This window comes from Leisingera aquimarina DSM 24565, from assembly GCF_000473165.1.
GTDB lineage: Bacteria > Pseudomonadota > Alphaproteobacteria > Rhodobacterales > Rhodobacteraceae > Leisingera > Leisingera aquimarina.
This window is the reverse complement of record NZ_AXBE01000012.1, coordinates 203,132-216,558: the sequence shown is the minus strand read 5'-3', so window position 1 is coordinate 216,558 and position 13,427 is coordinate 203,132. Positions and strand designations below refer to the sequence as shown.

At 62.5% G+C, this 13,427-nt stretch carries 11 protein-coding genes and 1 pseudogene; 8 read left to right on the top strand and 4 right to left on the bottom strand.

Translation table 11 applies throughout. The features are described 5' to 3' along the window. Positions 1–287 precede the first annotated feature (287 nt). The 8 genes and pseudogenes from AQUI_RS0102205 to AQUI_RS0102175 all read left to right on the top strand — a co-directional run. A complete protein-coding gene (locus AQUI_RS0102205) occupies positions 288–593 on the top strand; it encodes a hypothetical protein (protein WP_156916746.1) in 306 nt (101 codons plus the stop codon). Between the two features lie 688 nt (positions 594–1,281). Next, positions 1,282–1,944, top strand: a complete 663-nt coding sequence (locus AQUI_RS26915) for a ParA family protein (protein WP_245596848.1) — start codon at positions 1,282–1,284, stop codon at positions 1,942–1,944. Continuing rightward, positions 1,941–3,002, top strand: coding sequence for a ParB/RepB/Spo0J family partition protein (locus AQUI_RS26910; RefSeq protein WP_035919569.1), 1,062 nt, complete (start codon positions 1,941–1,943; stop codon positions 3,000–3,002). Before AQUI_RS26915 ends, AQUI_RS26910 begins: the two co-directional genes overlap by 4 nt. A gap of 839 nt (positions 3,003–3,841) precedes the next feature. Then, a complete protein-coding gene (gene mobC / locus AQUI_RS29085; RefSeq protein ID WP_051371759.1) occupies positions 3,842–4,177 on the top strand; it encodes a plasmid mobilization relaxosome protein MobC in 336 nt (111 codons plus the stop codon). Continuing rightward, positions 4,174–4,713 carry a hypothetical protein gene (locus AQUI_RS31745; RefSeq protein WP_051371758.1) on the top strand — a complete coding sequence of 180 codons (540 nt, stop codon included), beginning with the start codon at positions 4,174–4,176 and terminating at the stop codon, positions 4,711–4,713. Before mobC ends, AQUI_RS31745 begins: the two co-directional genes overlap by 4 nt. After that, on the top strand, positions 4,683–5,384 hold the full coding sequence (locus AQUI_RS31740; RefSeq protein WP_245596842.1) for a relaxase/mobilization nuclease domain-containing protein: 702 nt from the start codon (positions 4,683–4,685) through the stop codon (positions 5,382–5,384). Before AQUI_RS31745 ends, AQUI_RS31740 begins: the two co-directional genes overlap by 31 nt. Before the next feature lie 335 nt (positions 5,385–5,719). Beyond that, positions 5,720–6,598, top strand: coding sequence for a tyrosine-type recombinase/integrase (locus tag AQUI_RS0102180; protein ID WP_027256056.1), 879 nt, complete (start codon positions 5,720–5,722; stop codon positions 6,596–6,598). Between the two features lie 12 nt (positions 6,599–6,610). Then, positions 6,611–7,003, top strand: a pseudogene (locus tag AQUI_RS0102175) (IS91 family transposase); the annotation flags it as partial. Between the two features lie 650 nt (positions 7,004–7,653). On the opposite strand, the gene pgi reads toward AQUI_RS0102175, so the two are convergent. The 4 genes from pgi to zwf form a co-directional block, all read right to left on the bottom strand. Next, on the bottom strand, positions 7,654–9,261 hold the full coding sequence (pgi, locus tag AQUI_RS0102165; RefSeq protein ID WP_027256053.1) for a glucose-6-phosphate isomerase: 1,608 nt from the start codon (positions 9,259–9,261) through the stop codon (positions 7,654–7,656). Continuing rightward, on the bottom strand, positions 9,258–9,911 hold the full coding sequence (gene eda, locus AQUI_RS0102160) for a bifunctional 4-hydroxy-2-oxoglutarate aldolase/2-dehydro-3-deoxy-phosphogluconate aldolase (protein ID WP_027256052.1): 654 nt from the start codon (positions 9,909–9,911) through the stop codon (positions 9,258–9,260). Before eda ends, pgi begins: the two co-directional genes overlap by 4 nt. A gap of 3 nt (positions 9,912–9,914) precedes the next feature. Then, on the bottom strand, positions 9,915–11,726 hold the full coding sequence (edd, locus tag AQUI_RS0102155; protein ID WP_027256051.1) for a phosphogluconate dehydratase: 1,812 nt from the start codon (positions 11,724–11,726) through the stop codon (positions 9,915–9,917). Between the two features lie 92 nt (positions 11,727–11,818). Beyond that, on the bottom strand, positions 11,819–13,270 hold the full coding sequence (gene zwf, locus AQUI_RS0102150) for a glucose-6-phosphate dehydrogenase (RefSeq protein ID WP_027256050.1): 1,452 nt from the start codon (positions 13,268–13,270) through the stop codon (positions 11,819–11,821). Between the last annotated feature and the right edge of the window lie 157 nt (positions 13,271–13,427).

The window sequence follows — 13,427 nt, the reverse complement described above, 5'->3', positions numbered from 1 at the left end:
GTACGGGCCGCTCTGCGCCGGTGGGGCAGGGGGTGAAATAAGATCGGGACAGGAACTTATTGTGAAGAAGAACATCCACCGCGTTTGGCGGGCGGCACAGCTCTATATAGGGTTTCACCGCGACCCATCCGGACGGAAGCGCAATACTGCGAAGGTGTGGCCGCCGAAGAATGCAAACGCGACCCTGCATTCAGACCCGGAGGAGCAGGAAGCTTTTGTGGTCCTCAAAGCTGCGGACCCCAAAAGATCCGAGAGACGTTCAGATCAAGCTTCGCCCGGACAACATCGTGCTGCGCCGCGATCCCGGCGCGGGTTGGGAAGGCATCGTGGTTGAGGAAACCGGCCTGTCCGTTCAGGTCAATGGGACGTGGATCCGCATCCTTGCGGATGGATCTGTTTCCCGAGAAGCCGACGGAGATACGACCTACCTGGAGGCAGATGGCGCAGTTCTGAAGAAAACGAAGTTTGCGGAGGCGATGGTGTCGGGTGACGGGGTTGAACTGACCCGCAGAACAGATACGACGATTGCCGCTATCCGGCACGACGGTGTGATCGCAAAATCGCGGGACGCCGCGCAAATTTCCAGCGAATAGTTTCCCTCGTTCCTTGTGGCCGGGAGAAGGGCCTAGCCTTGCATTAGCAGTGTTTCCTCATTTGCCGTTCACGGTGCCCATGGCGGCCGGGGCCAGGGACCCTGCCGCCATGGGCTTGCGCTGCCGGCGCGGGGCCGCCAAGCGGCGAGTGGTCCGAGTGTCCTAATAATAGGGCAGGGGGCCGCCGCTGAATGAAGCACGGGCGGCAAATGAGCTAATTTGAACCGCGATGCTCTGCGTTGCTTGGAACTGCAGGCAGGATCATGCTTTGGTGATTGAAGTCCCGCGTCACGGAAGGTAATTCAACTCTAGGTGGTGATTACACGCAAGGGCAGAGGCCTGCATGGAAGGTATTCTTTTCCGGAACCTCGCGGGTGCAGCCCGCAATCCACTTGGACTCCGTGCTCTCCCGAACAACCGCCGCTTCGGAGCTTGTGCCTGGTTCTCTCTGATGAAGGGCCTGCAGCAAGGTCCGGCGGGCGGAACAAGACGCATTCAAATTTTGCTGCCGCGCCCGATGTGATTGCTGAACCCTCGGAGAATTCGCCCGGTGCTTTTTGACGGCCGGGCCTCCTCAAGCGGGCGCGAGCGCGGCAAGGAAGGACTGAATATTGAAAACCATAGTCATAACAAACAACAAGGGGGCACCGGCAAGACGACTGTCACCACACAGCTTGCCTATTCTTTGATGCTTACGGGATATTCCACGGTGGCGGTTGATCTGGATAGCCAATGCAATCTCACGACGGCGCTGCCACGTCAGCGGGTGGCCGGCAATGCGCTCGACTTGGTGGAGGCTGAGGAGCCGCCTGAGTTTAGGGCGGCCCCCGGTGAACTGGTGCTGATCGAGGGGCATGCCGACATGCCGGTGGTGCGAGACGATGCTATTTTGCGCAACACGGCCGGAGCGCTGCGAGGGCTGAAGGGGGCGGGCTTTTGTATCATCGACACGCCGCCGACCTACAGCGCAACCGTCTATGGGGCGATGCTGGCTGCCGACTACATTCTTGCGCCAATCGAGCTGAAGCGGTTTTCCGTGGATGGGATCAAGACCGTCCTGAAAGCTCTGGTAGAGGTTCGGGAGATCAACCCGGATGTGAAGTTCCTGGGGCTGCTGCCGTCCCGGTTTGACGCGGTGAAGGAGATGGAGCGCGAGCCCTTGCGGGTCATGGCGGCGGAATTTCCGCAGCTCATCATCCCGCATGCAATCCGGAACCGGACTGCTTACGAAAAGGCTGAGGCGGAAGGCATGCCGGTCAGTGAGGTTTCAAGCAGAAGCGGCCGGGAGGCCGCGGCCGAGTTCCAGGCCTTCTTTGAATGGTTCCTTGAGAATGTGGAGGCAGGCAGATGAGCGGCAAAGGATCCAACTCGCGGGTCAACAGGTCCATGCTGTCTTCGCTGAAGGAGGCCGGTGCCCTCAACGACCTGATACGCGCACCCCGTGAGAGCGGTCAGGCGGGCCCGAGTGATGTCCCGCTCGATCTGATCGCGCCGGATCCGGATCAGCCCCGCAAACACTTCGACGCGGACAAGCTTGCGTCCCTGGCGAAGAGCCCCAGCGCGCAGGGTGTCCTGCAGCCGATCACGGTCCAGCCGCTCAATGGCGACGGCAGGCATTTGATCATCATGGGGGAGCGGCGCTACCGCGCTGCGAAACTGTCAGGCCTGCAGTCGATCCCGGCCATTGAACGGGAAATGACCGAGGAACTGCGCATGGCGCAGCTTACCGAGAATGTGCAGCGCGATGGTCTCACCACTTTTGAGGTCGCCGCAGCCGTGTCAGCCATGCGCGAAGCAGGCAAGTCCCGGAGCGACATCGCCCGCGCGCTGGGGTGGGGCGAAAGCGAAGTCTCCCTGCTTGCAGCGGTCATTGGGATGCCTGAGCCGCTGCAGCAGTTGGCGGAAAAGGATGTCCCGGTCCGGGCCTTGTCCGACCTCTATGCGCTTTGGAAGAAGAACCCAGAAGATGTGGAAGAATTTGTGCAGACTTCGGATGCGGCGGATATTTCGCGGGTGACTGTTGCGAGATTGCGTTCCAGAGTGGCCCAAGATCCCGCGGGCCCAGTCCAGGTTCCCCGTATTGCGCAGGACGCAGCAGGCGGGTCCAGAGATCAAGTGCACACCCCAGAAATGCAAGCCGGCGGCGACACGGCTGCCGGACAGGATGCATTCTTGGGCCAAGGCGGAACTGTCAAAGCGCCGGAGGTGCAAAGCGTGGCTGGTGCGCAGAAGGTTCAGGCGGGCAGGGGGGCTGCCATCATCTGCAAGCATGGCGGAGCTATTGGCCGCCTTCTGACGGACCAGCTTGCCTCCAGTCCGAAATCCATCCTGGTGAGTTTTGAAAACGGGATCCGGGTGGAGGAGGTCCTGTTGTCGGAGCTGGAACTGATCGAGGTCGTCGCGCTGTAGAAGTTCAGGCATGCCTTTCCCAGAAGCGGGCCGCTTGTGTGTTTGCCAGGCGGTTTGACCGGACGCGAAGGCCGCTGCAGATCCAAGCATTGAGTAACGCGCTGCCCGGAGGGTGGCGCGTTTTCGGTTTTGGGAGATGTGGTCCGGGACCACATTATCAGGACCGGTGATGCAATCAGTTTTGCCCATTCTCCGCTTCTGCCGATTGCAGATTCAGCGTCAGCCAGAGGGCCTGTCGGTGCAACAGGCTGCTCTGAGGGATGTGGTCCCGGACCACATTTGCGGATTCCGTCGGGTTCCGAGGGTCTGAAATTTTTCCAATGCCCCGGCGGAATTTCTAGAATGCCTGATCTTGCCAGATCATTGGAGGTGGTGCCGTCGCGACGCACGCCCGGCGCCAAGCGCGTGGTCCGGGACCACATTTCCTCGGCGAGTGCACCTAGCGGATGGCCCGCTGCCGGAAGCACCTCGCCGCGCTATGGGCGGTGAGGTTCAGCCTGTCTCTGACCAAGGGGGCCACGCAAAGTGTGGTCCGGGACCACAAATCCGCTTTCCTGTGGAGCTAATGCAGGATAGGCGTATCGCCAGCAAGTACATTACCATAGATTGAAATGCCGACACAAAAGAAAGCCGCGATGGCCTATTTGCCGCCAGACCGCCATGCCCAGCTTGCAGGCGTTGCAGAGGCCAAGGGGTAAACAGTTTCGGCTTTTCTGGGTCAGCTGATCGATATTGTTCTGGGAGAAGAGGAGAGTCCGGCGGAGCCTCAGCGGCCATCCTCGCGGTCCCGCCGCGAGGGCAAGGTCACAGTCCGCCTGGCCTCTGATGCCCGTGACACTTTGTCGAAGGAAGCAAAGCGGGCCGGGGTCACAGCGTCTACCTGGGCGGCCAATCTGCTGACCGCGCGGCTTTATGCAGCTCCTCAGCCGACGGTGCGCGACCGCCACCGTTTCATGTCAGGTCTGCGGCAGATACATGGCTTGGCCACGAACGTGAACCAGATCGCATATGCGATGAACCGCGGGGTCTTCACCGGGGACAGCTACGCTCCAGTCAGGAAGGAAGTGGCGCAGCTGCGCGGAGAGGTGGCGGAGCTGCGGCAGCAAGTGCGTGGCTTCGCCAAGGGCCGGCTTGCTTTTCAGCTCGGTCTTGAGGAAGAGGAGCTTCTGGATTGAGCGACTTCAAGGAGATTTTCGGTTTTCAGGACTGCTGGCCGCCCCGGAGGGGCTGCATGGTGCAGAATACGGCGTCCGGTTTTTTTGTTGCAGAGACTGAAAGGGACGGCGGCTCTCAGCAGTCCAATCCAGGCGTGCAAGCAGACCGGGCGACGTTACCTGCCCGGGGCGGGCAGACGATTTCTGCGGTTGACAAGGCGCGCCTGGCACGGGTGGTCAAAGGCACGACTGAGGTCATGGTGAAGGTGACCAAGCCAGCCAAGACCGACAAGCACGGGAGCCCGATCAAGGTCACGCGGGGAACCGAGGCGAGGCGCGTGGCTGATCACATCAACTACATCAGCCGGAACGGCAAGCTTGAGGTTGAGACATCCGCTGGCGAGGTGCCGAAGGGCAAACAGGCCACCGCAGAACTGTACCGGGACTGGATCGAGAAGCATGACGATGCACGGGCTGCAGGCATGGCGACGGACCGCACAAGGATCACTACCAGCATTCTTTTTCAATGCCGGGCAATACAAATGCTAGCGGTGTGAAGGATGCAGTGCGGGCGCTGGCGGAACAGGAATTCGGGGGCCGCCACGATTACGCCATGGCGCTCCATACGGACACCCCGCATCCGCATGTGCACCTGACGGTGCGCACGGTTGGGCATGACGGCGTGAAACTCAATTTGCGCAAAGCTGACCTGCAGCACTTGCGCGATACCTTTGCAGAGAAGCTGCGCCAGCGCGGCATCGAGGCGGAATCCACCCCGCGGCATGCCCGGGGCAAGACCCGTCGGGGCGAAAGCACACCGGTCTACAAGATCCGCCAGCGCGGCGGGAAACCCTTTATCGATGCGAAAAAGCGCAATGAGGTGCGCCGGGATCTGGATCGCAACAACGGCGTGCTTCCAACCCATGCCTGGGACGCGGCAATTGCTGATCGCCGGAACAGGGTCATGCGGACCTATACGGGAGCCGTCCGGATACTGGCGCAGTCCGATGATCCCGCGGACCGGGATCTGGCACAGGAGACAGAGCGCTTTACCACCCGGCTAACGGAGGTCGTCACCCAGCGGGCAGAGATCGCAAGATCATTGGAGGTGGTGCCGTTGCATGGCCGCACTGGCGGTACAACCGGCCCCCGCGGGACGAAGCAATACCCGGAGCCAGGGCGAGGGTATCCAGACCGCTCGCGGTCAGGCAGGGGGCGTGAACGGTAAAGCCCCGCAGGAAAGGGGCTGGAATTGTGCGCAGGGGTACGGCCGGATCATTCACTCTAAGAAAACGGCTTGCAGCCGTTGTGATGGTGGAGAACCAATAGTCTCGACGATGGCGGCTGTCAGTCCTGTTCAGTTCAAACGCTAAGCATTTCTGACACAGACCGAACTTTCAGTGCTGGACGCTTGATGGCCGAGATGCGGGACGAGGACGAAGCCGCTCGCGCGGCACTGGCGCCTGTGGCAGGCGTTTTGCATTGATCTGACCGCTGTGCATTTGGGAATGGGCGCGGCTGTCTGACGATTGGGACCTCTCAATCGAAAGACAGGAGGTTCCCATGGCGGAGGGGAGAACAACGCCGCTTCGCGCGCGGATGATCGAGGACATGCGGATCAAGGGGCCGGGTGACAGATCTCAGAAGTCGCACATCCGGGCAATCAAGGACTTCGCAGCGTTTTTGGGACGGTCGCCGGACACCGCGACGCCGGATGATCTGCGCGCCTACCAGCTTCACATGACCGACCGCGGTGTCACGCCGCCGACCTACAACGCCCGCATCATCGCACTGAGGTTCTTCTTCGAGACGACCTGCGGGCGGGGCGAGATGAAGCGGCATATGCAGTTCCGCACCCAGCCGCGCAAGCTCCCCGTGGTGTTCAGCGCCGAGGCAGTAGCGGCGCTGCTGCGGGGCGCGCCTGGACCGGGGCTGAAGTACCGGGCGGCGCTCAGCATTTCCTATGGGACCGGGCTCAGGGCATCTGAAGTCTGCAATCTCAAGGTCAGCGATATCGACAGCGACCGGATGCTGATCCATGTCGAACAGGGCAAGGGGCGGAAGGACCGGAAGGTCATGCTGTCGCCGGGATTGCTGAACCTGCTGCGCGAGTACTGGCGCGAGGCGCGGCCCGAGGGCTGGTTGTTTCCGGGCAAGCCCAAGATCACCCCCCTCTCGTCGCGCCAGCTCCACCGCGCCTTCAGCCCGGCAAAGCTCATCGCGGGGATCAAGAAGCCGGGCAGCACGCTGCACACGCTGCGGCATAGCTTCGCGACGCACCTTCTGGAGGCCGGGACGGATGTGCGGGTGATCCAGGTACTGCTCGGGCATGCCAAACTCGAGACAACGGAACGCTATACACATGTCGCCACAAAGCTGATCCGTGACACGGCGAGCCCCTACGAGACGCTGGCCAAGCTGCAGGATCGAAGCCGGGATTAGCGGACCGGGGCGGTGCCCCGCCCGAGGCTTGAAATCGCTGACATCTTTCGCGCCCATGGTCCCGCATGGCGGCGGGCCAATGCCGGGCATGTCAGCCTCACCCAGCTCAGGGTGATGTCGGCGATCGAAGCCTGCCGGACCGAGGCGCTCGGCGGGCATGTGGCCGCCTGCGCCAAGTGCGGCCACCGGCACGTCGCGTACAATTCCTGCAAGAACCGGCACTGCCCGAAGTGCCAGGGGCCCGCGGCGCGGGACTGGATGGCGGCGCGGGCCGATGACCTGCTGCCGGTGGAGTATTTCCACGTGGTCTTCACCCTGCCGACGGAGATCGCACGGATCGCCTACTGGAACAAGAAGGCGGTCTACGGCCTGCTGGCCGGCGCCACCCGCAAGGCCACCATTGCCCGCATCCGCGGCTTGCTTGTGAAGACCCCGGCCGAACAGGAAACGCAGGAGACTGCTGAGACCGTACCGCTCACCCTGCGCGAGCCGTGCCCTTGCTGCGGCGGCCCGATGCACATCGTCGAAATCTTCCGGCGCGGGCAAAAACCGATGAGCCGCGCGCCACCCAGGGAGCAGGCCGCATGACGAAACGCCCGTCCACGCCGCGAAGACTGCCCCGGTTCCAATTCGTGCTCCGGAACGCCCCCGGTACGCCCGGTCCTGTGGCTGGCCCGCAATCACCCGGTCAACGGCTCCGCCGGCACACGGAACGCATGATCACACCCCGCTGGACAACCTTTCTAAACCGGCGCTTCCTGCCTGGCTGGCGCTCAGAACCGGCTCTCGCAATCACCCGCAGCATACTTTCCCCATAGACGCCGCCCAGCCTCCCGCAGCTTCCTCCTTGTCAGGTTATTCAACGCGGGCCGGGTTGCACACGAACGCCACCGATGCGCCGCGGCCCGCATCGAAAAACCTTCGACAAATTGAGCTTTCGCTGCGCCAAACATGAATGTCCAGATTGCGGAAAATGTGCGCAACGCCCGTTTGTGAATGTCCGGCACCTTGGTATTGGCGGCGTTCGTCGACAACTGGGTGACCCAAGGGGTCATTCACGCAGACAGTTTCCGGATCAGAGCAATTGTTGACTGGTCCTTGCCCTCAGATGAGGCGCCCTTGATCATTGGCACCAAGGCGCTGGCCAGTTCCTTGCCCAATTCCACTCCCCATTGATCAAAAGAATTGATCCCCCAAATGGCGCCTTCAACGAACACCCGGTGTTCATATAGCGCGATGATCTGGCCGAGGGAGTACGGCGTCAGCAGCGGATAGGCCAGCGTCATCGAAGGGCGGTTGCCTGGAAAGGTCCGATATGCCGCTTGGACGTGCTGCTCGTCACCGGTATAGCCAAGCGCTGCAGCAATCTCCAAGGCCTGCTCCAAGGAGCGGCCAAGCATCAGGGCTTCGGATTGGGCCAGGCAATTCGCCTTTAGCAAATCATGATGTTCCCGCAGACTGGGTTCATGACTGCGCGAAGCCACCAGAAACTCGGCGGGGATAATTTCGGTTCCCTGGTGCAACAGCTGATAAAACGCATGCTGCCCGTTGGTTCCCGCTTCGCCCCAAACAACGGGTCCAGAGCCGCGTACCAACTGGTCTCCGCCGTTTGAAACACGCTTGCCGTTGCTCTCCATGTCAAGCTGCTGAAGGTAGGCGGGCAATTTGGCCAGACGCTGGTCATAGGGCAGGATTGCACGTGTCGGATGGCGGCAGATGTTTCGGTGCCAAATCCCTACGAGCCCAATAAGCAAGGGCATGTTTTCCCGCGCGGGAGCGGTCACGAAATGTGTATCCATCGCCCGGGCACCCGCCAGAAAGTTGCGAAACTCCGCTCGGCCGATGGCCAGCATGATCGGAACTCCCACTGGCCCCCAAAGCGAGTAGCGGCCGCCAACCCAATCGGAAAAGCCAAAAACACGCTCTGGGCTGATCCCCATGCCGGCGGTCTTGTCCAGCGCAGTGGATACGGCGGCCAGATGGGAAACGGCTGCGTCCCCCAGCGCATTCTTCAGCCAGCTGATCGCCGTTTCGGCATTGGTCATCGTCTCAATCGTGGTGAAGGTCTTTGACGCGATGATGACCAGCGTCGAGCGGGGATCGAGCTTGCGCAGCGTGTCGGAGATCTGGGCGCCGTCGACGTTGGAGACGAAGTGGCAGCGCGGTCCGTTGTGATACGGGCCAAGTGCCCGGACAGCCATAACAGGCCCGAGGTCGGAGCCGCCGATGCCGATATTCACGACATCGGTGAATGCCCCGCCCCCTGCGGTTGTGATACGGCCCGAGCGGATGCCGTCGGCAAAATCCTCCATCGCTTGCAGGGTTTTCCTTATCCCCGGGCGCACGTCCTCTCCATCAACCACCAGCGGCTCATCATCTCCGGCGCGCAGGGCAGTATGAAGCACCGCCCGGTCTTCGGACCTGTTGATCCGCTCGCCGCGGAGCATGGCATCGCGCTGGCCGGCAACGTCCCGTACCTCGGCCAGTTCCAGCAGCAGATCAAGTGCCGCACAGTCGATGCTGGTCTTTGAGAAGTCCAGCAGCAGCCCGTCTGCTTCAACCGAAAACCTGTCAAAGCGCTGCGGGTCGTCGAACAGGGAAATGATCGGCCGCCCTTCTGTCGCGCTGTGGTTCTCCTGCAGCTTGGTCCAGATATCCATCATGCGCCTCCCGCCAGTTGCGCTGTCTGTCTGGCCAGCAATTCAATCCCGTCCCAGTTCCCGGCCGCAATCAGATCCTTTGGCGCAACCCAGCTGCCCCCCGCACACAGCACGTTGCTGAGGGATAGATAATTTTCAGCGTTTGCGGGACTGATGCCACCGGTGGGGCAAAAGGTGATCTGCGGCAGCGGTGCGCCTATGGCCTTCAATGCCGGGGCGCCGCCTGAGGCCTCTGCAGGAAAAAACTTGAGCATGCCGTAGCCGCGCGCCAGCAGCCGCATGGCCTCGGTCGCGGTTGCAGCGCCTGGCAGCAGCGGCAGCTGTTCCGCCTCGCAGGCAGCCAGAAGCTCCTCGGTGGCACCGGGTGAAACCCCGAAGGCTGCCCCGGCGGCCTTGGCGGCGCGGACATCCTCCGGCGTGATCAGCGTGCCGGCGCCGACATGGCCGCCCGGAACCCCGGACATGGAGCGGATCGCCTCCAGCGCGTCCGGGGTGCGCAGGGTGACTTCCAGGGCGGGGAGCCCTCCCGCGACCAGCGCTTCGGCCAGCGGGCGGGCTGTGGAGGCATCTTCAATTACCAGCACCGGAACAATCGGGGCAAGGCCGCAGATTTCGCGGGTCAGCCGACTGGCATCTTTGGGGGACAGAGTCATGGATCAGGCTCCGAAAATGGAGGCGCCGTCCGTTGCGGCGCTGACAGAGTTTCTGAAGGTTGCGAACAGCTCGCGGCCAGTCCCGGACTGATTGGCGGTCAGGTCCGCAACCGCCGCCGGGCGCTCGCAGACACCTTCGGTCAGGATATCGAGTGTTCCGGCTGTGGCATCCACACGCAGGAGGTCGCCGTCCTGCAGGCGGGCAATTGCGCCGCCGTCGACGGCTTCAGGGCTGACATGGATCGCGGCGGGCACCTTTCCAGAGGCGCCGGACATGCGGCCATCGGTGACCAGTGCAACCTTCTGGCTGCGACCCTGCAGGATCGCCAGCAGCGGCGTCAGGCTGTGCAGCTCAGGCATGCCGTTGGCCTTTGGCCCCTGGAAGCGCACGACCACGATCACATCCCCGGTGAATTCACCGGCTTTGAAAGCGGCTTTGACTTCGTTCTGATCGGCGAAGACGCGCACCGGCGCCTCGACTACCTGATGTTCAGGCGCCACGGCAGAAACCTTCATGACCGCGGTGCCAAGATTGCCGGTCAAACGCTTCAGGCCGCCGGTCGGCTGGAACGGGTCGTGCGGCGGGCGCAGGATGGCCTCGTTCAGACTGCGGCCCGCACCCTTGCGCCAGGCCAGAACGCCATCATCCAGCACAGGCTCCTGAGTGTAATTCTCCAGCCCCTCGCCTGCCACGGTCATGGTGTCCGGATGCAGTTGCCCGGCTTCCAGCAAGCGGTCGATCATGTAACCAAGGCCGCCTGCGGCATGGAAATGGTTCACATCCGCAAGCCCGTTGGGATAGACCCGTGCCATTAGCGGGGTGACTTCGGAAAGGTCCGAGAAGTCCTGCCAGTCGAGCACGATTCCCCCCGCCCGTGCCATGGCCACCAGATGGATCAGCAGGTTGGTGGAGCCGCCGGTGGCGTTCAGCCCGACAATGCCGTTCACAAAGGCTTTCTCATCAAGAATGCTGCAGACCGGTGTGTAGTGATTTCCAAGCGCGCTGAGCGAAAGGGCGCGTTTGGCGCCTTCCTGCGTCAGCGCATCGCGCAGCCCGGTGCCCGGCGGCACAAAGCTGGCGCCCGGCAGGTGCAGCCCCATGAACTCCATCAGCATCTGGTTGGTGTTGGCGGTGCCGTAGAAGGTGCAGGTGCCGGGGCCGTGGTAGGCGGCCATTTCCGCTTTCAGCAACTCATCGCGCCCGATTTCACCGGTGGCGAATTGCTGGCGGACTTTGGCTTTTTCATCATTGGCCAATCCGCTGGCCATGGGGCCAGCGGGCAAAAAAACCGACGGCAGATGGCCAAAGGCCTGCGCCGCGATCACCAGCCCGGGCACAATCTTGTCGCAGACCCCCAGATATACGGTGGCGTCGAATGTCGCGTGGCTGAGCGCGACCGAGGCCGCCAGCGCGATCACATCCCGGGAAAACAGGCTCAGCTCCATGCCAGCCTCGCCCTGGGTGACGCCATCGCACATGGCAGGCACTCCGCCGGCCACCTGCGCGGTGCCGCCCGCTTCGCGGGCGGCCTGCTTGATCAGGGCCGGATAATGTTCAAAGGGCTGATGGGCGGACAGCATGTCGTTATAGGCGGTGACGATGCCGAGGTTGCCTGCTTTGCGCTCGACTAGATGCGCCTTGTCGCCACCGGAAGCGGCATAGGCATGGGCCTGGCCGCTGCAGGACAGATGCGCGCGGGCCGGGCCCTTTTCCGCGGCCCGGTGCATTCGGTCCAGATACGCGGCACGGGTGGTTTCGCTGCGGGCAATGATCCGATCGGTCACGAGCAGAAGAGTGTCATTGAGCTGGCTCATTGGTGCGCTCCCTTGGGAAAACGGATTGGCGGGACGTTACAAAAAAGTTGAGGGTTGGCCGGTGCCAGGGACGGGCAATCCTGCTGCATTGCTCAGCCCCCGATCTCGCGCCACCGCCGGCCCTCGCGGTGCAACAGCATCAGGGCGTCCTCCGGGCCGGACCCTCCCGGATCATAGGGAGACGGGGCAGGCCCGAAGTCCTCCCAGCCGGTAATGATGGGGTCAGCCCAGGCCCAGGCTGCCTCAACCTCATCGCCGCGCATGAACAGGGTCTGGTCGCCACGGATCACGTCCATGATCAGGCGTTCATAGGCGTCTTGCGGTTCGGCCCGCTCCCCCAGCGCCTCGGCAAAGGTCATATCCAGGGACACTTCCGCGAGGCGGAAACCGCCCGGACCCGGCTCCTTGATCGTGTTGCGCAGGGTGATACCTTCATCCGGCTGCAGCCGAATAATCATTGCGTTGCTGCGCCGCCCGGCCATGTCCGGAAAGATCATGTGCGGCGGGTCGCGGAACACCACCGCAATTTCGGAACAGCGCGCCCGCAGCTTTTTGCCCGTGCGCAAGTAGAACGGCGTGCCCGCCCACCGCCAGTTACCGATATTCACTTTCATGGCGATGAAGCTTTCGGTGCTGCTGTGCGGGTTGCCGGCATGGTCACGGTAGCTGCCCGCGCTGCCTTGGGCGCGGTACTGGCCGCGCACGATGTCCGATGGCGCCACCGGTTCCAGCGCCTCGATCACCTTGACCTTCTCATCGCGCACCGCGTCGGAGGTAAAGCGCGACGGCGGCTCCATCGCGGTCAGGCACAAGAGCTGCATCAGGTGGTTCTGCACCATGTCCCGCATCGCACCGGAGCGGTCGTAATATTCGCCGCGCCCCTCGACGCCGAGGCTTTCGGCCACGGTGATTTGCACATGGTCCACATGGGTGGAGTTCCACAAAGGCTCCCACAGCGCGTTGGCAAAGCGCAGCGCCATCAGGTTCTGCACGGTTTCTTTGCCCAGATAGTGGTCGATCCGGTAGATCTGATGCTCGTCGAAGTTGCGGCGCAGATCCGCATTCAAATCCCGCGCCGACACCAGATCGTGACCGAAGGGCTTTTCCACTACAACCCGGCTGTTCGCCGATGCGATGCCCCGGCTTTTCAGATTGGACGCGATGGAGCCGAACAGCGCAGGCGAGACCGAGAGATAGAACGCCTGCACCACATCCGGCCTGATCGCCTCGGCAAGGATGTCCCAACCGTCCTCGCCTCCGGCATCGACACGAACGTACTCCAGGCTGGCAAGGAACTTTTCCAGCAGGGCTGACTGTTTGGCGGCCTGCGGCGCAAATTCCAGCAGGCTGGCATGCACCGCCTCGGTGAACTCCGCCCGGTTCATCGCTGAGCGGGCAGTGCCGATGATGCGTGCCCCCTCCGGCATCTGCCCCACCGCAAACCGGTGAAATAGGCCAGGCAGGATTTTGCGGCGTGCAAGATCGCCGGTGGCACCGAACAGGACCAGGTCAAAAGGATCGACGGGGATGACACGGGACACCATCAGCTTAGCCCACCCGCTTGAAGGGCGCCCCGGCCCGCGGCTTGCGGCCAATGGCAGCGAACTGGATGGTCATGGCGTTTTCTCCTGACGGCTTTGCTGCGGGTTCATAAATTGAAATCTCATAGGTAGCGCTAACATTTCTGAGCGGAAAAGAGGA

Excerpts from the sequence above, each read along its gene's own strand:
- AQUI_RS26915 (WP_245596848.1), top strand. The coding sequence starts at position 1,282 with ATGCTTACGGGATATTCCACGGTGGCGGTTGATCTGGATAGCCAATGC.
- AQUI_RS26910 (WP_035919569.1), top strand. The coding sequence starts at position 1,941 with ATGAGCGGCAAAGGATCCAACTCGCGGGTCAACAGGTCCATGCTGTCT.
- AQUI_RS31740 (WP_245596842.1), top strand. The coding sequence starts at position 4,683 with ATGCCGGGCAATACAAATGCTAGCGGTGTGAAGGATGCAGTGCGGGCG.
- AQUI_RS0102180 (WP_027256056.1), top strand. The coding sequence starts at position 5,720 with ATGGCGGAGGGGAGAACAACGCCGCTTCGCGCGCGGATGATCGAGGAC.
- pgi (WP_027256053.1), bottom strand. The coding sequence starts at position 9,261 with ATGATGGATATCTGGACCAAGCTGCAGGAGAACCACAGCGCGACAGAA.
- eda (WP_027256052.1), bottom strand. The coding sequence starts at position 9,911 with ATGACTCTGTCCCCCAAAGATGCCAGTCGGCTGACCCGCGAAATCTGC.
- edd (WP_027256051.1), bottom strand. The coding sequence starts at position 11,726 with ATGAGCCAGCTCAATGACACTCTTCTGCTCGTGACCGATCGGATCATT.
- zwf (WP_027256050.1), bottom strand. The coding sequence starts at position 13,270 with ATGGTGTCCCGTGTCATCCCCGTCGATCCTTTTGACCTGGTCCTGTTC.